At 33.7% G+C, this 23,324-nt stretch carries 20 protein-coding genes and 1 pseudogene; 4 read left to right on the top strand and 17 right to left on the bottom strand.

Translation table 11 applies throughout. The features are described from left to right. Positions 1 to 73: 73 nt before the first annotated feature. The 9 genes from ychF to AL022_RS02560 form a co-directional block, all read right to left on the bottom strand. Positions 74 to 1,171, bottom strand: coding sequence for a redox-regulated ATPase YchF (ychF, locus tag AL022_RS02600; RefSeq protein ID WP_014934718.1), 1,098 nt, complete (start codon positions 1,169 to 1,171; stop codon positions 74 to 76). A 78-nt stretch (positions 1,172 to 1,249) separates the two neighbouring features. Further along, positions 1,250 to 1,555 (bottom strand): DUF3276 family protein, encoded by a 306-nt coding sequence (locus tag AL022_RS02595; protein WP_014934716.1) that lies wholly within the window; start codon positions 1,553 to 1,555, stop codon positions 1,250 to 1,252. Between the two features lie 52 nt (positions 1,556 to 1,607). Continuing rightward, entirely contained in the window at positions 1,608 to 1,952 is a 345-nt protein-coding gene (locus AL022_RS02590; RefSeq protein ID WP_014934715.1) for a 4Fe-4S binding protein, read from the bottom strand. An 87-nt stretch (positions 1,953 to 2,039) separates the two neighbouring features. Beyond that, positions 2,040 to 2,510 (bottom strand): transcription elongation factor GreA, encoded by a 471-nt coding sequence (greA, locus tag AL022_RS02585; RefSeq protein ID WP_014934714.1) that lies wholly within the window; start codon positions 2,508 to 2,510, stop codon positions 2,040 to 2,042. Positions 2,511 to 3,193: 683 nt separating this feature from the next. After that, on the bottom strand, positions 3,194 to 4,444 hold the full coding sequence (gene bioA / locus AL022_RS02580; protein ID WP_014934713.1) for an adenosylmethionine--8-amino-7-oxononanoate transaminase: 1,251 nt from the start codon (positions 4,442 to 4,444) through the stop codon (positions 3,194 to 3,196). Next, positions 4,435 to 5,052, bottom strand: coding sequence for a dethiobiotin synthase (bioD, locus tag AL022_RS02575; protein ID WP_014934712.1), 618 nt, complete (start codon positions 5,050 to 5,052; stop codon positions 4,435 to 4,437). Before bioD ends, bioA begins: the two co-directional genes overlap by 10 nt. Next, a complete protein-coding gene (locus tag AL022_RS02570; RefSeq protein ID WP_014934711.1) occupies positions 5,049 to 5,786 on the bottom strand; it encodes a methyltransferase domain-containing protein in 738 nt (245 codons plus the stop codon). The genes bioD and AL022_RS02570 overlap by 4 nt, the downstream gene beginning before the upstream one ends. Further along, the gene (locus AL022_RS02565) at positions 5,755 to 6,417 is read right to left on the bottom strand and encodes an alpha/beta hydrolase (RefSeq protein ID WP_014934710.1); all 663 of its coding nucleotides are present in this window, start codon (positions 6,415 to 6,417) and stop codon (positions 5,755 to 5,757) included. The genes AL022_RS02570 and AL022_RS02565 overlap by 32 nt, the downstream gene beginning before the upstream one ends. After that, positions 6,414 to 7,550, bottom strand: coding sequence for an aminotransferase class I/II-fold pyridoxal phosphate-dependent enzyme (locus AL022_RS02560; RefSeq protein ID WP_014934709.1), 1,137 nt, complete (start codon positions 7,548 to 7,550; stop codon positions 6,414 to 6,416). The genes AL022_RS02565 and AL022_RS02560 overlap by 4 nt, the downstream gene beginning before the upstream one ends. Positions 7,551 to 7,577: 27 nt before the next feature. Here AL022_RS02560 and bioB point away from each other — a divergent pair, with 27 nt between their 5' ends. Then, entirely contained in the window at positions 7,578 to 8,540 is a 963-nt protein-coding gene (gene bioB, locus AL022_RS02555) for a biotin synthase BioB (protein WP_014934708.1), read from the top strand. Positions 8,541 to 8,683: 143 nt separating this feature from the next. Here bioB and AL022_RS02550 read toward each other — a convergent pair whose 3' ends face one another. The 4 genes from AL022_RS02550 to AL022_RS02535 all read right to left on the bottom strand — a co-directional run bounded on the left by AL022_RS02550 (position 8,684) and on the right by AL022_RS02535 (position 12,212). Continuing rightward, a complete protein-coding gene (locus tag AL022_RS02550) occupies positions 8,684 to 9,106 on the bottom strand; it encodes a hypothetical protein (protein ID WP_014934707.1) in 423 nt (140 codons plus the stop codon). 383 nt (positions 9,107 to 9,489) lie between these two features. Beyond that, positions 9,490 to 9,684 (bottom strand): hypothetical protein, encoded by a 195-nt coding sequence (locus tag AL022_RS04445; protein ID WP_148269045.1) that lies wholly within the window; start codon positions 9,682 to 9,684, stop codon positions 9,490 to 9,492. Continuing rightward, entirely contained in the window at positions 9,671 to 10,870 is a 1,200-nt protein-coding gene (locus tag AL022_RS02540; protein ID WP_158309913.1) for a sodium:solute symporter family protein, read from the bottom strand. The genes AL022_RS04445 and AL022_RS02540 overlap by 14 nt, the downstream gene beginning before the upstream one ends. A 739-nt stretch (positions 10,871 to 11,609) precedes the next feature. Then, complete coding sequence (locus AL022_RS02535; protein ID WP_014934703.1) at positions 11,610 to 12,212, bottom strand: tyrosine-type recombinase/integrase; 603 nt, start codon at positions 12,210 to 12,212, stop codon at positions 11,610 to 11,612. 348 nt (positions 12,213 to 12,560) lie between these two features. Here AL022_RS02535 and AL022_RS02530 point away from each other — a divergent pair, with 348 nt between their 5' ends. The 3 genes from AL022_RS02530 (at position 12,561) to AL022_RS02515 (ending at position 16,674) form a co-directional block, all read left to right on the top strand. Beyond that, positions 12,561 to 13,472 carry an Rpn family recombination-promoting nuclease/putative transposase gene (locus AL022_RS02530; RefSeq protein WP_014934702.1) on the top strand — a complete coding sequence of 304 codons (912 nt, stop codon included), beginning with the start codon at positions 12,561 to 12,563 and terminating at the stop codon, positions 13,470 to 13,472. Positions 13,473 to 13,997: 525 nt separating this feature from the next. After that, positions 13,998 to 15,188 (top strand): IS256 family transposase, encoded by a 1,191-nt coding sequence (locus tag AL022_RS02520; protein ID WP_041546106.1) that lies wholly within the window; start codon positions 13,998 to 14,000, stop codon positions 15,186 to 15,188. 337 nt (positions 15,189 to 15,525) lie between these two features. Next, positions 15,526 to 16,674, top strand: a complete 1,149-nt coding sequence (locus AL022_RS02515; protein WP_014934699.1) for an RtcB family protein — start codon at positions 15,526 to 15,528, stop codon at positions 16,672 to 16,674. Positions 16,675 to 17,018: 344 nt separating this feature from the next. Here the strand turns inward: AL022_RS02515 and AL022_RS04680 are convergent. The 4 genes and pseudogenes from AL022_RS04680 to AL022_RS02495 form a co-directional block, all read right to left on the bottom strand. Next, a pseudogene (locus AL022_RS04680) lies at positions 17,019 to 18,241 on the bottom strand (IS256 family transposase). Positions 18,242 to 18,524: 283 nt separating this feature from the next. Continuing rightward, on the bottom strand, positions 18,525 to 19,742 hold the full coding sequence (locus AL022_RS02505; protein WP_014934691.1) for an IS3 family transposase: 1,218 nt from the start codon (positions 19,740 to 19,742) through the stop codon (positions 18,525 to 18,527). A 108-nt stretch (positions 19,743 to 19,850) separates the two neighbouring features. Further along, the gene (locus tag AL022_RS02500) at positions 19,851 to 20,381 is read right to left on the bottom strand and encodes an HD domain-containing protein (protein ID WP_014934696.1); all 531 of its coding nucleotides are present in this window, start codon (positions 20,379 to 20,381) and stop codon (positions 19,851 to 19,853) included. A 2-nt stretch (positions 20,382 to 20,383) separates the two neighbouring features. Then, a complete protein-coding gene (locus AL022_RS02495; RefSeq protein ID WP_014934695.1) occupies positions 20,384 to 23,281 on the bottom strand; it encodes a sodium:solute symporter family protein in 2,898 nt (965 codons plus the stop codon). Positions 23,282 to 23,324 lie beyond the last annotated feature (43 nt).

Here is a 23,324-nt window from a genome sequence, read left to right as displayed (position 1 = left end):
AATAAAGCTACCACTATGGTACACATTAAAAGCAGGTAGGTAGCGTTCATTTGATATATGCCATTTAGCCTACCTACACATTAAAACGAAAAAGGATTACATCACCATCCTGGACTATATAATCTTTACCTTCTATGCGTAGCTTTCCCGCTTCACGACAACCATTTACACTTTTATAGGTTTGATAATCTTCAAAAGCAATAACCTCTGCTTTAATAAATCCACGTTGAAAGTCTGTATGAATTACGCCTGCTGCTTGAGGTGCTTTCGTGCCATTTTGAATAGTCCATGCCCGTACTTCTTGTGGGCCTACTGTAAAATAGGTAATAAGCTGAAGCAACGAATAGGCTGATTGAATAAGCGTGTCTAATGCAGATGCTTTAAGTTTGTATGTTTGTAAGATAAAATCTTTTTCTTCACCACTTAATGCGTTAAGTTGTATTTCTAATGCAGTTGAGCCTACAATCATCTTACTATTTTCTTCGGTAACAGCCTCTTGTAGGGAAGACAAGTGAAGGTTCTTGTGGCCAAGTATGGTGGCCTCATCTACATTGGCAAAGTAAATAACAGGTTTTGACGTAAGTAGCTGCCAATCATCAATCAATGGCTGATCTGCTGCTGTTACGCGAATATCTCGTGCATTACGGCCTTGTTTAAGTGCTGTTAAAAATAGATTCAATAGCTTATAGCCATCTTGTGAAGCTTTTGATGGATGTTTAGCAAACTGCTCCATTTTATTTAACCTTTTGGTTAAGCTATCGATATCCTTGCACCGTAGTTCATGGTCTATAATTTGTTTGTCAAAAACAGGATCTACACCACCAGCTACATGTAATACATCTTCATCCTCAAAACACCTGATCACATGTACAATTGCATCCACTTCGCGAATATGGCTAAGGAATTTATTACCCAACCCTTCTCCTTGATGGGCATCCTTTACCAATCCAGCTATGTCTACAAACTCTATAATAGCAGGTATACTATTTTTAGATTTTGCCAGTCTAACAAGGAGGTCGATACGTGGGTCTGGCACCATTACCATACCTAGATTAGGCTCTATGGTACAAAAAGGAAAGTTCGCAGAAGCTGCATTCCCATTTGATAAACCATTAAATAACATAGATTTGCCTACATTGGGCAACCCAACAAGTCCACATTTTAAAGCCATGGATCAATGTATAAAATCAAAAACTTTAATATGACGGCTATCAGCATCCTAAATGTGTCTTAATTTGATGTGAATAGCTTATTTGTTTGGATTTTCTTCTGTATTCCGATCAAATTGATCGAATGCATAGTCCGCCATTAGCGTAGTTTTAAGGTGATCAACTACTTCATTAAGTGCACGAATAAATTTATTTATATCTTCTTTATATAAAAAAATTTTATGCCTTTCGTAAGCCATGCCATCTGTTTCTGCTCTTTTCTTACTTTCGGTGATGGTAAGATAATAGTCTTTGCTTCTGGTTGACTTTATATCAAAGAAATAAACTCTTTTTCCTGCATTTACTCTTTTGGAATAAACCTCATCTAATCCTCTGTGTAATTCCACTGTATAGTTAATTTATATATAAAATTATATATCCTGGTTCTGGCGACACGTTTTAATGCCCATGTAAAAAATTCTTTTTTTCTAGCAATCTTTCTTTTGTTTCTGGGTGATCTAGATCTAATACGCAACAGTCTACTGGGCAAACTGCTGCACATTGGGGTGTTTCATGAAAACCAACACACTCTGTACACTTGTCTGTAACAATATAAAAGGTATCATCTGTGTAGGGTGGTTGTGGCGTGGTTGCATCCAATAACGTTCCCCCTACCTCCACGCTTTTCAACTGCGTACCTTCAGCCCATTTCCAATCTGCTCCACCTTCATATATTGCAGTATTAGGGCACTCAACTGCACATGCACCACAATTAATACATGCTTCTGTTATCCGTAAAGCCATATTGCTAAAACTATTTTATAATACTTGCTAAATTAATAGAAATAAAAGATTGCAGCAAATTCTTATGTAAGGTTTGTATGAATAATTTTAAAGATCTAAGCCGATTTTTAAAATTTCCAATTCAATGATACCAGAGGGGGTATCGATTTGAGCAGTCTCAGATACCTTTTTACCTAATAGCCCTTTGCCCATAGGGGATTCAACAGAAATCTTACCCTGCTTTAGATCAGCTTCACCCTGAGAGACAAGCATAAAAACAGATTCTGTACCTGTTTTTTTATTCCTAACCCGTGTTTTAGAGAGAATAGAAACGCGAGATAAGTCAATTTCATCTGCTTGTAGTACTCTAGCATTGGCCACCAAAGTTTCTAAAGCAGCAATCTTTGCTTCTAATAATCCTTGTGCATCTCTAGCAGCATCATATTCGGCATTTTCACTTAGATCTCCCTTTTTATGAGCTTCTGCCAAGTCATTGGCCACCCGAATGCGCCCTTCGCTTTTTAACCAAATTAGCTCTTTCTTCATGCGCTCTAATCCTTCTTCTGTATAATAGGTCATCGAGGTTCTATGTTTTATGGTTTTAATTATTTTTTACAACGCAAATTGTTCGATTGCTTTAAAAAAACACTATTTCTAGTATGTTTAATACATTCATGCTAGTACTGCTTATTTATCAAAGAACTATAGACAAAAATAGGAGTAGGAAGGCAATGCATAACATGTTAAATTTATACCCAGCAAGGATGGGTATGACTACAACGCCCCAATGCATACCTACGGAGAGTAAGGCAAGGAGTACTGCTAAAAATCTTCCAATTGCTTTGATATTACCTTTCATCTTGATTCGTACTTACAAAAATTATACAGTCAGGTTTTACCCAATTTTTTTATTGTTCTGCATATACACACATTAGCACAAAAAATAACAGTATTTTTGGCTACTTGGTAGCAATTAGTAATATTGTCAAATTAACTTGGTTGGGAAGCCGTACAATATGGCTGTTTGCTGTCGGCATGGCCAAAGCTCTAATATAAAAAATAAAAGAATAAAATTAATAGTTGTATCGCATCTATGGTTGATTTTGTATAACGCGCTCTTTTCTCTTATATTTTAGGTATTATGGGGCGGTAAACTGCTACAGGTGTGAAACAAATAACATAATAAAATCAAATACATAGAAATAAAATTAATATTTTCTTGTCCTAATTTTTCTGTCCGCTACATCCTTTTTAAATGAATATCAAAGGATATTTTTAATTTTTTCGTAAGCTTCTTCTAATTCAGAGACGGTGGTGGAATAGGGCGGTAACAGGTAAACAGCATTACCAAGCGGCCGGATCAAAAGTCCTTGTTCTAAACATTTTCTTTTGAAGGTTTGTGCATTGCCTACATCAAATGCGGCTATTGTACCGGTAATACGTTTATGTTTTGCTGGTAAATTGACTATTTCTTTTGTATGTGTATGATGAATGGCTTGAATGGATTGCATAGTACTTGGTTGCATCAATAAGTCCAAAGAAGCAATGGCCGCTGCACAGCCTAAAGGATTCGCTGTATAAGAATGGCCATGCGCAAAAGATTTGTTAAGTGGCTCATCCCAAAATGCTTTATAAACTTTTTCTGTCGTAATGGTTAAAGCAAGGGGTAAAAAGCCTCCTGTTAATCCCTTAGCAAGACATAGAAAATCTGGTATAATGTTAATCTGTTCGAAACAAAAGTAGGTACCGGTACGGCCAAAACCGGTCATTACTTCATCAAAAATTACTAAGATTTCATAGTTCTGTACCAAGTGAACGATCTGTTCAACAAAGGCTGGACGGCACATCTTCATCCCGTTTGCCCCCTGTATTAAAGGCTCTAAAACCAATGCAACAATGCGATCACCACTGGTACTTAAATGGGAGGCCAATACTTCAAGTGCATAGGCTTCTTTACTTTGCATGGCTTCATCTCCATCCCAAGTTGCAGGAAAAGGAATCGTTAAAACGGAAAAAAATAGATCTGAAAATAGTGTATGAAAACCAGATTTTACCCCTATACTCATTGCGCCAAATGTATCGCCATGATATCCACCATCAAAACTTAAAAAGATGGTTCTTGTAAGTACACCTTGATTGCGCCAATATTGATAAGCCATCTTTAGTGCTACTTCAACCGCTGTAGAACCATTATCTGAAAAAAAGAATTTGGAAAACCCTGGTAACAAAGGCTGGAGCTTTTCACAAAGCTGTACCGCAGGTTCATGGGTAAATCCAGCAAAAATCACATGTTCTAAAGTCATGCTTTGCGCATGTATAGCTTTGACTATATCGGGATGCGCATGACCATGTAAATTTACCCACCAACTAGAGATAAGATCTAAGTATGGTGTATCATCTGTATCATACAGATAAGACCCATAGCCCCTTTTAATGGCAATAGGCGGTTCAGCTGTTTTTTCTTGCGTAAATGGATGCCATATCAGTTTGCGATCTCTGTCCTTTAGATGCATAGTTTAAAAATAGTTTGTAATGGATCAGAAAAGGGTACTTCTATTAAGTGTTTTTGGGTTATATGGGCTAATCTAGGGATAGATGCCAGCACTTGCGTTTTACCATAGGATTCGATTGTTTGAAGATTATCTTGATGATATGGCCCATTTAAAATTATGCCTAGTACAGGTATGTCCCTTGCACGCAAGGCTTCTAAACTTAACAATGTGTGGTTAATAGTGCCAAGCGTAGACCGAGCTACTAAGATGACCGGTATCGCAAACTGCTTTATTAGATCAACCATAAGTATATTTTCATTAATTGGAACAAGAATGCCTCCAGCACCCTCTATAATTAAATGGTTGACTTTAGGTAACTCTATCTTGTTGATGTCAATTTCCTTGCTTTCCATTGATGCAGCCAAATGGGGGGATAATGGCGCTTTAAAGAGAAATGCTTCTTTATAGACATCGGTTCCTGTTAATTGATTGACTGTATAACTGTCTCTACCTAAAATAGCTCCGGTTTGAATAGGCTTAAAATAAGCGTATCCAGTATGTAGACAAAGCCAGCTACTTACAATGGTCTTACCAACATCTGTATCTGTTCCGGTGATAAAGATTTTCATCTACTTAAAATGCAAAAAAATACTTTATACGTGACCTTAATTTTATCTCTATACATGTTAATAATCCTTTTTAAATCAGCTATCGTAATGTGCTGGTGGCTGTAATTTGCGCCTAGTGCCTTTAAGTATCTCATAAAGTCGGCTGCGCTTGAAAAAACTACATCAAAGGCACATACATCGCAAAAGTATTTACTTGGCTCTAAGGAACCTATATAATGCTCTAATGCTGGTCTAGATGGATACCGATGGATGGGTGTAGTCAGAGAGGCATCTATAAAGATTTTAGACCATTCACTAAATGTACCATCGAGTAAACATGAAAAAGCAAAAAAACCTGATTTTTCGTAAAACTTTCTTATGGTTCTATATAAATCGTCTACCCATTGTAGTGCCAAATTGGAGATGATAAGATCATGAAAATCGAAATCTTGTACTTCCATATCACCTAAAATATAGCTGACCCTTTTACTGGGTAGTTTCTTTTTTGCTTTATCAAGCATATTAAATGATAGGTCATTTAAAGTAAACTTGCTTTCAGGAAAAGCATACAATAATATTTCTGGAATATATCCAGTACCTGTACCCAAATCTAAAATAGTATCTGGATGACATGTAGGAAAATGCTTTTTCAAGCAACCAACTAACTGTGTAGCACATTTTTTTTGAATAGAAGCAACTGCATCATAAGATGCGCTTGCGCTGTTAAAGTTGCGTTGTATGTATACTTTGGCCAATTCTATCTAAAAAATTTATAATTTGCTGATATATAAAATGACGCTCATATAGGCCTAAGCAATGATGACCTTTGTGATGCACTATAACTTTAACATATTTACTTAATTTACTAAAATTATCATATATAAGGGGTGGAGGTACAATAGAATCATTTTTTGCACCTATTATCAATAGTGGTATAGATGGGAATGGATGTGTAGTAGTGAGCAATGCCAAATCTTGGATCAACTTTGTTGTATTAAAACTTTTGGGAAAGGTATAATCTAGTCCACAACGTTTATGGAACGATGTCAATGTATCTATCGGATTGCGGTGAAAATAGTTGAAGATGGTTTTAAGTTCTAACCTTCTTTTTTTTTGCAATTGTGGATCAAATCCTAAAAAGTTTATAAAAGCCTGTATCCCAATAAGTGCCGTAAATTTCACCTTTAGGGAAGCCAATTTTATAAATCCAAGGGAATGACCCACACCAATAAATGGCTGATCAGTCGGAAGGTCTATTTTTTCATTTCCAAAATAACCAAGGTCTAAAGAATGGCAGCCAACGGTAGGAAAGTATTCTTTTATAAGTGGCTCAAAAAACTGCTGATCAAATCCCCAACCATGACAAAATATAAAAAGTGGTTTCATACTTGTTTAAGTATATCTACTAAATAGTCTAAATCCTGATCACTGTGACTTGTATTAAGTGCAATCCGTAATCTTGAGGTACCAGGTGGAACAGTAGGTGGACGTACCATAGAAACAACCAATCGATGTTTTAAAAGCTGCTCTTTTACATAGATGGCATGGCGTTCATCCCCTATAATAATTGGTATAATATGGGTGATTGAATGACCTATGTTAAATCCAAGGTGCTGCAATTTTCTCCTGAGTTTTTCAGCTTTAAAATATAAATTTTGACGTTGAGCAGTATAATGCCTTACTAAGTCCCAAGCTTTAGATGCGGCTCCAATTACCATTGGAGAAAGGGCAGTCGAGTAGATAAACCCTGGACATTTATTAATTAAGTACTCCTTTAGGATATTGGCACAAGCAACATATGCACCAAAGCACCCCAAAGCTTTACTGAAAGTGCCTAATACTAAATGGGGAATTTCTGCAAGGTTAATATGCGTGGATAATCCATAGCCATTATGGCCAATCATACCCGTTGCATGTGCTTCATCTAAATATAGAAAAGATTCATTTTCTTTACTAATCGTAAAAATTTCATCTATCGGTACTATATCTCCATCCATACCAAAAATGGTTTCCGTAACGATAAACTTTGGCCTTTTGTCATCTTTGTGTTTGGTCAACAACTTACTTAAATGATCCATGTCATTATGTTGATAGCGTATAAGCTCAGCATGACTTAAAAATACAGCTTGATACAAACTTGCATGATTCAATTTGTCAAAAAAAACAATAGGTCGACTACCCCATACTGATGCATCTAATAGACTAGAAAGAACTGTTATATTAGCTTGAAAACCTGAATTAAAAATAAGACCTGCTTGCGTTTTTTTATCTTGGGCAATTTTATTTTCAAAAAGCTGAAATAGGCTTTTATTACCAGAGAGTAAACGAGAACCTGTAGCACCTACTCCAAACTCCTGTCCAGCAGATTGTGCTGCTAAAAATACTACTTTTGACTTACTGAGCCCAAGATAATCATTCGTAGAGAAATCAATGTGGTTTTTATCCAAATCTAATTGTAACTGTCTATATTTTTCTTTAGATTTTTGTTCATGAAGGTATTTATGATATAACTTGTACATAATTTTATCTAAAAAAATGTCAAAATAATGGTTCCAAAATGGACTTTTTCTGAGGTAGACAAAGTTTTTAGTCTTCCATTTCCAGAGTTAATGTATACAGCACAAAAAGAACATAAGCAACACTTTAATGCTAGTGAAATCCAAGTTAGTACGCTTTTAAGTATTAAAACAGGTAGTTGTCCTGAAAACTGCGCCTATTGCCCCCAATCGGCACACTATAACACTAGATTACAAAAAAAGTCTTTATCAACCATTGCAGAAGTAGTTGCAGCAGCCAAACGTGCAAAAGAAACGGGTAGCACCCGCTTCTGTATGGGTGCAGCCTGGCGTGGACCACGTGATCAAGATTTAAAAATTGTTTGCGAAATGGTTAAAGAAGTAAAAAAGCTAGGTCTTGAAACCTGTGTTACACTTGGTTTATTAAAAGATAACCAGGCTAATATGCTCAAAAGAGCTGGGTTAAATTTTTACAATCATAATGTGGATACTTCGGAAGCTTATTACGATAAAATTATAACGACACGTAGTTTTAAAGATCGTTTAAATACCCTAGAGCAGATCCGTAATGCAGACATTAAGGTCTGCTGCGGTGGCATTCTCGGTATGGGAGAAACAAATGAAGATCGCATAAAAATGTTGATCCTTCTTGCTAACATGGATACGCCACCAGAATCCGTTCCAATTAATATGCTGATGAAGATTCCTGGAACGCCTCTTGAGGATGTAGACAATATTGATCCGTTTGATTTTATTCGTACGATTGCAGTAGCACGCATCATGATGCCAACATCCTATATTCGTTTGGCAGCTGGGCGAGAGAAAATGTCAGATGAATTTCAAGCATTATGTTTTCTTGCTGGAGCCAATTCAATCTTTTATGGTGAAAAGCTACTTACTGCTCAAAATCCAATACCAGAACAAGATCATAATTTATTCCAACGGTTGGGATTGAAAAAAATGGTTATAAAGCCTATGGCAATAGATGCATAATGTTAAAATCACTGTAAAAATACAACATTAGAAAGATTCCTATTTGTTAGACTTGCTTGGAAAAACATAGTGGCACCAAAAAGGGTTCTCTCGCATCTATTTAAAAAAAGCATTAAGTTAGGGAGAGACCTATACAAAATAAACTACAGACACGACAGAACCATGCCTACTGCCCGTACATAAAACAATTGTCCGGAGACATGCCGCTTAAAGCCAAAATGCTTCCTGAGCAGTAAAAGTATACCTGAAATGGTCTTTAGATCCATAGGATCTGCATGATAAGATGCTTTACAGATATGGTCGTGGAATTGCATGAGTTTCATCATGGAATCTGCTTGCTCCTTAGGGGTAACAGGCGCTTCTATAGTTAAGGAATCTATAGGCAATTTAGCGGTCATTTTATTGAGGATATCCGTAATATCTATGGGCAGTACCATCAACATAGTAGGTTGTTTTTGGTCAAAAGCAGCTTCTAGATAGCCATAATGGGCACGGACTACACTAGATAGGGTATCCTGCTCCAGGTCTATAGATGGTGGGGCCTCTTTTTCTTTTTTAGGATCCATATAATCTATTTTATCATAGCATTATGGCAAACATACATAGGCCTGCTAGAAATAGCGGATATAGGGAAGCGAATAGGGCAAAAGACCACTCAAATGCAATAATGCCCCCTAAAAATGTAATGGCAACCACCTCTATAGCGAGATAGAGGGGGAATAGACATAATATTATCCCACAATAGGTCAAAGATAAAGATAGACTAAAGATGGGATCTAGCATATCCCACCAGTTCTCAATCAGTTTTAAGGGTAGATAAACAGCTAAGGTGATTAGCGAATCTAGGTTAATAAACCAGTTGGGAAGTATTTTGCCAAGGAAAGCTTTAGAAGCTATACAAAAAGCACCTAGCACCACTTGGCATATGGCAGCATGGATGCAACCTGGTCTAATAAACCAATAACTTAGAATGGCAGTAATAATTTGTATAGATCCCTATTAAATATAGGGTAAGATTGTTGGGTATCAGCTGAGCAAAAGTGTCTTTTTTATTGGCCCAAGCGTTTTGAATCGCTTCTTTTTGCTCCGCGTGCTTCCGGGAATCCTCTTGTTGGATTTGTCTAAATACGTTATCGGGTTTCACCCATCCTGCACCTTTCGGCTGTTTCAGTAGATAGTGTGCGACCATCATATCTAAACCATTGGCCAACATACAAACAAAGGAGCCGTCTATACCAGTTGTGGATGTAACCCATTTTTTCCAAGCTAAAATGGCCAAGACACCTGTACCCATCTATTAAAGCCGTACGAGACGTACCCCGAAAGCCAAAAACAGCTAACAAAGCTGGAAAGGCTATTATTGGAAGAGAAAAAGCAAAGGATAACATAAGTAAATCTAAAAGATCCTTACAATAAAAAGTTAAAAACATACTCGATAGGCCCACTAATAGGGTAGTCCATCTAGCTATTTTAAACTGGTAGACATCAGTAATTTTTTCTCTCTTTTGTAGGATCTTTACCATATCATTGCTAACTATAACGGAACAGGCGTTTAAATAAGAATCGGCTGTAGACATAGCCATGGCTAAAAAACTGGTACAAACTAGTCCCTTAAACAGGGGTGAAATATTAGTCATGATATAGTCCCATACACCTTCCACTGGTAATGTTGACCCACCCCCTATAAAAACAAATACACCAATCAGAAGTATAAATCCACTGATCAAAAAACCTAAAACACTCACATACAAAAAGACTTTTTTAGCTTGAGTAGGTCCAGAAGACATATAGACCCTTTGCATAATTGCAGGTGCCCCTAAATCAGGAACCATAGTGCATAGCATCATTGCCCACATACCCAATGATTTAATATCAAAGTGGAATAAACTGTTCAGCAGACTGTTCCATTGAAATTTTTTTTCAGTTTGTAACAAAGCAACTACCTCTACCATTGATTTACCTGTTTGTTTGAATATAAACCAAGCTAAAAGTGGAATAATTATAGCAAAAGTTACAAACTGCAGTAGATCTGTATAGGTAACCGCACGAACACCTCCAAACATAGAATAAAAAATAAGGACTAAAGTAGCAAGAATGCTAATGATGTCGGCATTAAATAAATTTAGAGTACATATGCTAATCGCGTTGGACATTACGATAATCTGCATAGCAATGAAGCAAATAGAACTGCAAATACCAACTAGAGCCGTAATAATCCTTGGCCAAGTACCATATACATTACCCATCATCTCTGGGACAGAAAGGTTTTGCATAAATGGCCCCATACGTAACATCAAACGACTAAAAAGCCATCTACTAAAACTGTTCACAAATAGAGAAAGTATAATCCAATATCGAGTTACCCGAGAATTTCTCCTCAGGTGATCACGGAACCTTACTAACCTGAATTCTAGATTATGTAAAAATTTTACAGTAATAGTTAGTTTATAAAGTTTATTTACATTTTTTGGGATGAAAATGAAGTACTTTCAGTGGGGGGGGGGGGGGGGGAAACATATAAAAACAGTTAGGGTTACTCATTAAACAACAAAGAATCGTATCGATAATACGTGAATCAATTCCGTGGACCCTTTGCGAAACTTAATACTCATTTACATAACTAAGAAACATATGCGTTATAGATATTTTTAGGTTATTTATTGAACTCATAAGTAAAAATATTGTAACTTATGCCTTAAAATTTTTGTAAAAATATGTCCTATAGCTACTGTTCATAATGAAGACATGGGGTTATTTAACTAAAAGCCCGGGTTGTCTGATTTTAGTTATTAAATCCTTGTTAACCAATTGATTCTGTATCATCCTGACTTTTATTTTTCCTTATTAATTTTTCTATAATCATTTGAATATCAATCATTTTATATTTTCTATAAAATTCATAATTTTGTATCAAATAATTTTCGTTTGTTGATATATGTGTTTAGTGAGATATGGTTTTTATATTTCAACAAATTAGCTATTTTTCTAACAGATAGACCCAAACTCAGTAACTCTATAATCTTGTCTCTATCAACATCAAACTTACTTTTTTGAAGTGTTCCTTTTGGTTTACCGAGTTTGATCCCATTCCCTTAAAACAAACGCGACAGAACCCAAAATCGTGCGCAAATGTACGCTAAACGCGTACCATTTAGTGGCATATTCCTCCATAACGTGTGCATCTGTAAAATTGAGATATATTGCTGTGGTCATTAGTCTATCATGTCCAAGTATCTTTTGTACAGATGCCAACGATATGCCTTTTTGTAATGCCAACGTGGCAAAAGTATGACGCAAAACATGGGGAGTAACTTCTTGTGTTATTTTTGCTTTGTTAGCAATCTGTTTAATAATTTTTTGTACTTGCCTTATTCCAATAGGCCAGGAATTATTAATAGTGAAATAATGTTCAAGCAATGTTTGAACGCGCTTAGACATAGGTACCACTCTTTTTTTAGATTTTTTCCCATATGGTCCACCTTTACCAGAAACACGGATTGCTTTTTGTTGCCATAGGATTTGCTCTGTAGTAAGTCCACACAATTCGGATACTCTTAACCCTGTATCTAATAAAGTCCATACGATTAATTTTTCTTGAACAGTTTCACAAGCCTGACAGAGCCGATCTGATTCCTCAAATCGTAAAGGTTCCCTTACATATTGATACGCCATGCTATGCTATTTCATTTAAGTTCGTAAAGGATTAAAATTTACGAATTTAATTCGTTATTTATGAAATCAGTAATTACTTTGTATGGATTACAATATAATAGATAATGAGTTACAAAAGATCATTCGATTTTTAGACTCATTTTTTGATAGTTCGTGATATAAGGCGGAACGCGAACCTGATTAAAGATATCTTTCATATGTTTTTTCTTTTCTTAGGTCCCATTTTGTATTAAATTTTAAAAATTGGTCCCTGTGTATCTAACTATATTGGACAGAAAAATTACGTATATTGTAGCGTGTAATTATATTATATACCTCTGATTACGGATTAAATAGATAGAATATTCTATGGAACAAATTACGCCAAAAGTAGATTTAGCCTTTAAGAAAATATTTGGAGTAGAGGAAAATAAAGATCTATTGATTTCTTTAATAAACGCTACGGTTTCAATTGAAGATCAGGTAGTAGATGTTACGCTATTGAATCCTTATAACCCAAAAAATTTTAGAAGCGACAAGCTATCTATTTTAGATATTAAAGCCACAAGTGAAACTGGCAAAAGGTTTAATATAGAGATCCAAATCACAGATGAAGCAGATTATGATAAACGCGCTTTATATTATTGGGCTAAGTTATATACAGATCAGTTAAAGGCTTCTCAAGGTTACGCTAAATTAAATAAAGCCATAGGAATTCATATACTTAACTTTATCTCCATAGCAGATAATAAAAAGTATCATAATGTCTTTCGTATTACAGAACAAGAGAGCGGGTTACCCTACTTTCATGATTTAGAATTACATACAGTAGAGTTAACCAAGTTCAGTAAAGATCCAAATGAAAATCTACAGAGTTTATTGAAAAAAATCAAAACATCATTAGATATCTGGACGGCTTTTCTTACGCGTCATGATTTATTAAACAAAGATAACTTACCTGCACCATTAGCTATTCCTAGCCTAAAGAAGGCCTTACATGTTTTAGACACCTTAAACTTCACTGAGGAAGAAAGAATGGCCTATGAGGATCACTTGAAATGGTTACTCATAGAAGCCAATACAGTGGAAAAATATAGACAAGAAGGAGAAGAAAAAGGAAGAAAAAAGGGGATAGAAGAAGGGAGACAAGAAGGTATCCGAATAGGGGAAGAAAAGGGTAAGCTAAAAATAGCTAAATCTATGCTTTCAAAAGGCTATTCTATGGAAGACATTACGCTCCTTACAGGTTTATATCCTTCTGATATTAAGGATATTATATAAATTTAACACACTACCTGTGCATTCAGATCCTGTAAGTCATTTTTTTACTGATTTTCATATTAAATATTGAGTACCCCAAGTGGATAGAGCTAAAACTGAACTTACACAAAATCGTTTACAGGCTCCAAAAGTTATGTCACCTTTATCTGTTTGGGTTTTATAATCCCACGTATATGATTTTTTATTGGGTGTTAATCTTCTATTATCTCTTAATATATCATCTATATATATACCAGTTATGTTTCCAAAATCTAGATGAATAGACATGTTTAGTACACTATAAAAATCTAACCTGGCTAATGCAACTTTAAATTTGTAAAATTTTCTATCATTAGGTTTAATCCATTCTAAATATATAGTTAAGTTTAATACTTAAAATTAAATTTTCTGAGGGAAATGTAAGAGATTCAATAAAATTATCATTGAGTCTGTCTTTATAAGTGTGTAAATATTTTTTAGGGTTTATATTTACCTAAATGATAACACTTAAAATAGACGAAAAAAAAAGATATATGTAAAGACGGCATAATCAAGGCGATAGAATTCCTTATAGACTCAGGTGTAGACCTATCGACTCTGTTTGATCAAGGCGGTTTACTGAAACAATTAATCAAACGTCTTGTAGAAAAAGCGTTAGAATCAGAAATGGATTCCCATCTAGGTTATAGCAAGTATGGACGTAGTGNTTNAGAAAATTCCCGTAATGGCCTGTCTAGTAAGCGAGTTATAACTGATAATGGTGTTATATCGGTTGAAGTCCCCAGAGATAGATCATCCAGTTTTGAACCTGTTTTATTACCTAAACGTCAAACAAGAATCCCTGGTTTAGATGATAAGATTTTATCTTTATATGCTAAAGGGATGAGTCTATCAGATATTCAGCTTCAAATACAAGAATTGTATGGAGCAGAAGTTAGTGAAAGCCTGATCAGTAACATCACAGATTCTGTTATTGAAGATGTTAAGATATGGCAAAATCGTCCATTAGAAACAGTCTATCCAATTGTTTTTTTTGATTGTTTTGTAGTTAAGGTTAGACAAGACAAACGCATCATGAATAAGTCAGTCTATGTTGCGTTAGGTATAGATCGACTAGGGATAAAAGATGTTTTAGGACTATGGATGAGTGAAAATGAAGGATCTAAGTTTTGGTTAGGTAATTTGACAGAGCTCAAAAATCGTGGTATGCANGATATGCTCATTGCTTGTACAGATAATTTATCAGGTATGTCTGAGGCAATCAGTGCTGTATATCCTAAAACAGATCACCAACTCTGTATCGTTCACCAAATTAGGAATAGCTTGAAGTATGTATCCTATAAAGATAGGAAAGGATTATCTGCTGATTTAAAGCCAATTTATACATCAGTAAATGAAGAAGAAGCACTAATGGCATTAGAAACTTTTGCCAACAAATGGGATAAACAGTACCCACAAATAGCCAANTCTTGGTATGCTAATTGGAATAATCTGATGCTATTTTTACAATACCCTAATGCAATACGTANGGTTATTTANACAACAAATATTGTTGAATCTGTAAATAGTCAATTCCGTAGAGTTACTAAAAATAAAAGAGTGTTTCCTAACGATTTAGCTGTTTTTAAAACCTTATATTTAACTATTAACTANATAACCAGAAAGTGGACCATGCCTATGCATAATTGGAGTGAGGCTATAGCACATTTTTTAATTAAATTCGAACATAGAATTTAAAACACTTAAAAATATTTTACACAGTTAAATGGACAGAGCCTAGTGAACGTAGAGACAAGTCTGCATATATTTCTTTTTTTCGTAAGGCTATCAAGGTGAACTTTGTATTTATTTAACTGATTTACAGATAATTAAATATCTGGTTTTTACTAAAAAATGAGCTATTTTATTTACCTTTATTAGATGTTTTATATTATAAATAGTTGATAATCATATTTATTTATATAAATCATTCTTTTACACTGTTATACAAGATATAAATATAATTATATTGTGTAATTCATTATCAAATTAAAAAATATAGTCTAATCCAGAGTTCAGGTTATTAAATATTTTCATGGCTAAAAAAATTAATGTTTACGGTTTAAACATAGAAGAAGAGGCGCTGAAACAATTCAACAATTGTTGTAGCAAAAATTTTGTCGTAGAAGCTGCTTTGATGCCAGATGCACATCCTGGATATGTTGCACCTATAGGTAGTGTAATCAAAACATACAAATCAATTGTACCTTCTTGGGTAGGCTATGATATAGGATGTGGGATGATCGCTGTTAAAATAGCCAACCACATAGATGAACAAAATATTATACATGAAAAGGCCCAGCAACTATTTAATCAAGTTAATAGAGACATACCTATGGGGACAGGTCGCTACAATAAACAAAATGACCGAGTCTATTTGGTTGATGAAATGGAAACAGCCATTAGGAGATTAAAGGAATTGACAACTTATCAAGCTTTATGGAATGAGGTATATCATAAATCAAAACCAAATTTAGGTACTTTAGGTTCTGGTAATCATTTTATTGAAATATTGATCAGTGGTAATGAAACGTGGTTGGTGATCCACAGTGGCTCAAGAAGTGTTGGCCATCATATAGCTACTTATTTTATGAAAGCTGTTTCTGGATTGGAGAAAGGGTTTGAAGAAACATTTGCTATTGAAGATGCAAGTTTACATAATGAATATATGATTTTTCAGCAATATTGTTTGGAATTTGCTCTGTTAAATAGAATCTCTATGGCGGTAAAAGTTGAAAAATCTATCCATAAAGTAACAGGTATTTCATACAACACGACAGAAAATTTGTGGACAAATAAAAATCACAACCATTGTATTAAAGTAGGGAAAGATCTATTTATACATAGAAAAGGAGCAACTTCTTCAGATAAGGGAGAACGTGGTGTAATACCTGCTAATATGAAGGATGGTTGTTTTCTAGTTGAAGGGCTAGGTAATGATGATTTTTTAAGTAGTTCTTCACACGGAGCTGGTAGAATAATGTCTCGTAAACAAGCACAAAAACATGTCAAGCTAGATCAGTTTAAAGAAGCCATGCAAGGGATCATTGCACCTATAATGACAAAAACAATAGATGAAAGTCCTTTTGCTTATAAAAATATAACAGAAGTCATGGAATTACAGAAAAATAGTGTTAAAATATTACAACATTTAAAGCCAATTATTAACTGGAAAGGGTTTTAAAGAGTCTGTCTTTATATGTAGTAGTTAGGATTTAATCTGATAGACTGGCTCTGTCCATTTAAGTGTGTAAAATATTTTTATGTGTTTTAAATTCTATGTTCAAATTTAATTAGAAAATGTGGTATAGCCTCAATCCAATTATGCATAGGCATGGTCCACTTTCTGGGGTTCTGTCGCATCTGTATTTGGTTTTATATAGTTCTAGTTCTATCCCTTGTCTTCAAATTTGTATATTATGCGGATATAGTGGACCGAAAAAACCGGACAATATTTTATAAATTTTGTTTCCGTGTTATTTCCTTTAGGCTCTGTCCATTTAAGTGTGTAAAATATTTTTATGTGTTTTAAATTCTATTTTCGAATTTAATTAAAAAATGTGCTATAGCCTCACTCCAATTATGCATAGGCATGGTCCACTTTCTGGTTATGTAGTTAATAGTTAGATACAAGGTTTTAAAAACAGCTAAATCGTTAGGAAACACTCTTTTATTTTTAGTAACTCTACGGAATTGACTATTTACAGATTCAACAATATTTGTTGTATAAATAACTTTACGTATTGCATTAGGGTATTGTAAAAATACCATCAGATTATTCCAATTGTCATACCAAGCCTTGGCTATTTGTGGGTACTGTTTATCCCATTTGTTGGCAAAAGTTTCTAATGCCATTAGTGCTTCTTCTTCATTTACTGATGTATAAATTGGCTTTAAATCAGCAGATAATGCTTTCCTATCTTTATAGGATACATACTTGAAGCTATTCCTAATTTGGTGAACGATACAGAGTTGGTGGTCTGTTTTAGGATATACAGCACCGATTGCCTCAGACATACCTGATAAATTATCTGTACAAGCAATCAGCATATCCTGCATATCACGATTTTTGAGCTCTGTCAAATTACCTAACCAAAACTTAGATCCTTCATTTTCACTCATCCATAGTCCTAAAACATCTTTTATCCCTAATCGATCTATACCTAACGCAACATAGACTGACTTATTCATGATGCGTTTGTCTTGTCTAACCTTAACTANAAAACAATCAAAAAAACAATTGGATAAACTGATTCTAAGGGACGATTTTGCCATATCTTAACATCTTCAATAATAGAATCTGTGATCTTACTTATCAGGCTTTCACTAACTTCTGCTCCATACAATTCTTGTATTTGAAGCTGAATATCTGATAGACTCATCCCTTTAGCATATAAAGATAAAATCTTATCATCTAAACCAGGGATTCTTCTTTGACGCTTAGGTAATAAAACAGGTTCAAAAGCCGATGATCTATCTCGGGGGACATCAACCGATATAACCCCGTTATCAGTTATAACTTGCTTACTACATAAACCATTACGAGCATTTGCTGAATCACTACGACTATATTTGGTATAACCTAAATAGCTATCCATTTCTGATTCTAACGCTTTTTCTACAAGACGTTTGCTTAATTGTTTCAGTAAACCGCCTTGATCAAACAGAGTCGATAGGTCTACACCTGAGTCTATAAGCACTTCTATCGCCTTGATTATTCCGTCTTTACATATATCTTTTTTTTCATCTATTTTAAGTGTTATCATTTAGGTAAATATAAACCCTAAAAAATATTTACACACTTATAAAGAGAGACTCATAATTTGAAATTATTAGAGCATATTAGCCCTATCGGATGGGATAATATCTTGCTCTACGCAGAATATGTCATAAATAAAAATTTGATTAAATGATTTAAGCCTTAGCGTACATTTACGCATGATTTTGCCTAGTACCCTTAATACTTATAATTGTAATAATTTTATGGATGATTTATGGTTTATATATAGTGGACCGAAAAAATCGGACAAAGTTTTATAAATTTTGTTTCCGTGTTATTTCTGCTTTAGCGTATTGATTTTTTACATGTGTAAGATAGACGTTCATAGGTTTTTGATATTTAATACTAGAATGAAATCTTTTGTAATTATATTTATGCATGTAATCGTTAATGCCCTGTTTAATCTCTTTAATATTTTTAAAGTCATTTATAAACAAGCAGTTATATTTTATTGTTCTAAAAAAACGCTCTATAACTACATTATCAATACTTCTACCTTGCCCATTCATTGATATTTTAATACCATACTTTTTTAACAATTGTATGTGACCATGACTGGTATATTGACTTCCATGATCGCTATTAAAGTACTCTGGAGCAGGATATTTGCTAAGAGCTTCTTCTAAAATATCTGTTACAAGTGTTGTATCCATACTGTTAGATACTTTATAGCTCAATATAGCCTTACTATGCCAGTCTATTATAGCTGCAAAATAGATAAATCCATTATTAGTTTTAATATAAGTTATATCCCCGCTCCAAACCTGATTTGATTTAGGTACATAAAGACGCCTGGTCTGACCAGAGGAAAACCAATACTTATCTAGTAAATAACCATGTGCTTTATATTTAGAAGACTTAAAAGAAGTAAAAACTTTTTTACGCGGATAAACAGCACATAAGCCCATTCTACGCATATAATGTAGCACACGATTTTTTCCTATAGACAAACCATCTTCTAATAACTGGTTATATATATAACGGTATCCGTATTCTGGATGATCGATATAAATATCAGCTATTTTATTGATAAGCTCCTTATTAAAACTATCTTCTATACTAGATTTATAATATAAAAAAGAACGATTAATCGATAATAATTTACATTGTCTTGCCTTAGGTAAATGAGTAAGCTTGGATTCGACAAGACCTTTTTTACTTAATAAGTCCAAGCTCTTTAGCTTTCCCACTGCCCAGTCCCGCTCAACTGTAGTTTTACCTAATGTCTTGGCTAAGGAATCATTTTCATCCTTTAAATGAGCTATTTCATCTTTGTATGCACTAACAACTTTGGATGGATCAAAAGCTAAATAAGCATGCTCCATAAACTGATGTTTCCAATTTTGAAGTGTTTTGCTAGTTACTCCATACTTGGACGATAACTCTACTAACGTCAATTCTTCTTTTAATAAATCTAAGACTATTTTAGTCTTCTCTACTGAACTAAACTTTCTAACCTTTTTTCTTCCCATTTTATAAACTCGTTTGTGAAACAATAAAACTAGTACAATACGAAACAAAGTATCTAATTTTCTGTCCGATTTTTTCGGTCCACTATAATATCATATTTTATTTTATGCTTAAATAGCTTTATCGATAATCGATCGACAAATTGTATGCATTTCATGAACTATTTCATTTACAGAAGGAATGTTAAGTATTTTACCAAGTGGTATGTAAAAATCTAACGTTTCTTGAGCTATTTTCTTTTGTTTATCAAATAAGTGAAATCCAATAGTTTGTAAATTATGTAACCGGTCTGATAATTTTACCATAACAACTCTTATATCTTTATAATCAGATATTTTTTGTTTATTTTCCGTTTCTGTAAGTTTTATCTTTTTTGATGTTATACAATCTATATTTGTAACCTTGTCAACTATATAAGCTACTTCTTTTCCATATTGATAAGCTATTTGATACAGACAAAGTGGTGTATCTTCTATAGTATCATGTAGTAAAGCTGCAATGATAGCGTCTGGATCACTAGTCATCTTTAATAAAATAGTGGCCACTACTAAAGGGTGTGTATAAAATAATTCACCTGATTTTCTGAACTGACCTCTGTGTATCTGTTTAATTTGATGTATAGCCTTCTGCACAATGGTCACATCTAAATCAGTTTTTCCTTGTATTTGAGATAGAAATTTTTTTCTAAAGCAACAGATGCGTTGGTTTCTAATGGTCCTTCCGGTAAAGATGGTTCATCTATTACTTTAGGTCGAAGCATTTTTAAATCTATTGGTATGATATAAACTGCTTGATTATCTGATTCAGTGGTTATGGTCTCACTATATCCATAGTGTGCATCGATTATACGTTGATTTTTATATTTAATTAATTCAGTTATATCGTTAGGAAAATTGATTTCAAACATGTTTTTCTCTACTGTATAAGCAGGTTTTGCTATTGTATAATTTTGTGTTGTAGAAAGTATCAATGCAATTGCGGGGACTATCTTTTTATAATTACGATTGGTTGCTACGTGTAATGGATAGGACAATGTAGTTTCTTGAAAGGATAAGGTAAATAGAAAGTATTTCGATTGTTTTTCTAGATCATGTAGTCTATTTACCAAAAGTTGAATAATTTGTACACTATCACAACAAATAAACTTGCATGTTGTATTAACGTGTACTTGTACTTTCTCTTCTAATCCTAATGGTTTAAGAAATAATGCTAGTTTAGCAAGAAGTTCATTAATTTCTATAGAAGCTATATTGAGACGTAAATAAGATATATTGGTGTAAATCTGATTTCTATAATAGAAATTAAAGTCATCTATTTCCTCAATAGATCTATTTATATAAAGATTATCTTGAACAGATGGGTTAGATATTTCTTTGTGATCTTTTTCTACATAGTTAGAACAGGATTCTTTACTAAAGAAATATCTTTTTTGTAATATTTGATGTCGTAAATTATATAGGTAATCCAATTCGTTTAATTTATGGGTGTGCCTTATTTGCTGTTGTTGTGCGTATAGTTGTGTGATTTTCTTTTGTTTTATGTAAGAAAAAATAAACCCAATAAGTAGAGAAATAATAAAATGATAACCAACTAGATAATACGATATGTTATGAACGTTCCATTTGATAGGCTCAAAATGATCTGCAAATATAAACCATCCGAACATAATACTCAATAAAGTAAGCCATATCATATTTAGGTAGTCTGTCAGAACGATAAAAAATATTATAGACAGTAGCATATGTATGATCCATATTATGTTTCCTTTTGTAGCTAGTACCATGATAGTACTTAAGAATGGTAAACAGTAGGAAGTGGTAAAAAGAAAGAATAAAGGAAGGTATTTATCTTGAATTATTTTAGGCCACTTATCCTTTATAATTACAAAGAAGCAACAAATAATACCTACAGATATCAAGCTAAGTAATAATATCTGGTTAGATGCTATAGCTTGTCGATCTATAAAATTAGGTATAAGCAGGTTGCACCCACATAATATCCCAGATAATATATAAGGGGATCCGTATTTTTGCAGATTATTTTTTACGTGAAATAGAATTGTATGAAGATTAGGTATATTTTTGTTTATCATTTGGTGTAACCCACGATTAGTTGGTTTAAACATTATGATAAATTTACTTACAACACGATCCATTTTTTCCCATTTTTTATATGTGCAATAGTATACCAAAAGAAAAATGAATCCGCTGCTCAAGGTAGTAATGGGTATGGATAGTATATTGTACATACTAAGGAGTAGTAAGTTAGACAACATAAAAGCCATTACTGCAATTAATAAAGAGGCTATGAAAGCTTTTTTATTGGCCTTAAGTCCAATAATGACTGCTATAAATGGTACTAAAAGCATAGGAGCGGTCAGTTCCAATGCTTTAAATCCCAAATAAGGGATATGAGTCATTTTTAATGCTATAAATGTGGCTAAACATCCTGTCAGTAGTGTAGTATATCGTGCCCAATAACAAGCATGAAAAGTTGTCAATCTGTTTTTGGATAAGGGGTTAATTACATCATGTACTAAGGTTACTCCAGCTATATGAATATAAGAGTCAGCACTAGACATTATAATGGCCAATAGACCAGCTATAGTTAATCCTTTTATTCCTGCTGGTAATAATGTCTGAATGACATGTGGTACAACTATACTAGATTTTATAGTAGGGTATAGTACTAACCCTCCTAACCCAATAAGCATGACTAAGAATCGAAAAATAGGATCAAAAAAGGCAATGATTATATACTTATTACGCAATTGACGTTTATTTTTAGCCATAAGCATTCTTTGTACAACAGCAGGATCTACCATACCTATTTGCAACAACCATATTACAACGTAGATCATATAACGATAGAATCGTTCATGATCTATTATCAAAAATCTTTCTGAAGGTACTTTTATAAATAATGCTTCTATACCTCCAATATGATATACTACATTATAAGTAATAAGGGGAACAGCGACGATAAATATAAAAAATTGGACGATATCTGTTATGGTAACTGCCTTAATACCTCCTATTGCTGTGTATAATATTGTAATAAAACCTCCCATTAATATAGACCAAGTAGGATCTATGCCTAATAAAGGTTCACTGATTATACCAATAGCCGTTAACTGTATTCCGGTATGTATAATGGCATTCAAAACGTTTAAAATTCCTGTAATGATTCTGGCTGATTTTCCATATGTACCCATGATCTCCGCAAGTGTTAAACAATTATCGAAATAAACCATTTTAGGAACTATGAATAGTGCTCTAATTATATAAGCAATAAATAAAGAAGAAATAGAAATATTAACGATAATACCTTTATTGAATACAGCTGAGGCATCACTTAGGATACTTCCTGCACCTATATCAGTAGCCAAGTAAGTAGCAACTAATGGAATAACTCCATACATTTTATGGGCAATAGTATATTCTTCCATATTTTTTAGAGCTTTTCCCTGAAAAAGTCCTATTAAAAAAGTAACCAATAAAAATATATATACGATGATATGATCTAAATCTGTGTAATGCATCTCAGTAAATTTTTGTTTTTATGTTTAATCTTTAATAAAATAT

This window comes from Cardinium endosymbiont cEper1 of Encarsia pergandiella, from assembly GCF_000304455.1.
Classification (GTDB): Bacteria; Bacteroidota; Bacteroidia; order Cytophagales; family Amoebophilaceae; genus Cardinium.
Note: the sequence above shows the minus strand (reverse complement) of the source record. Positions and strands in the feature narration are given on the sequence as shown.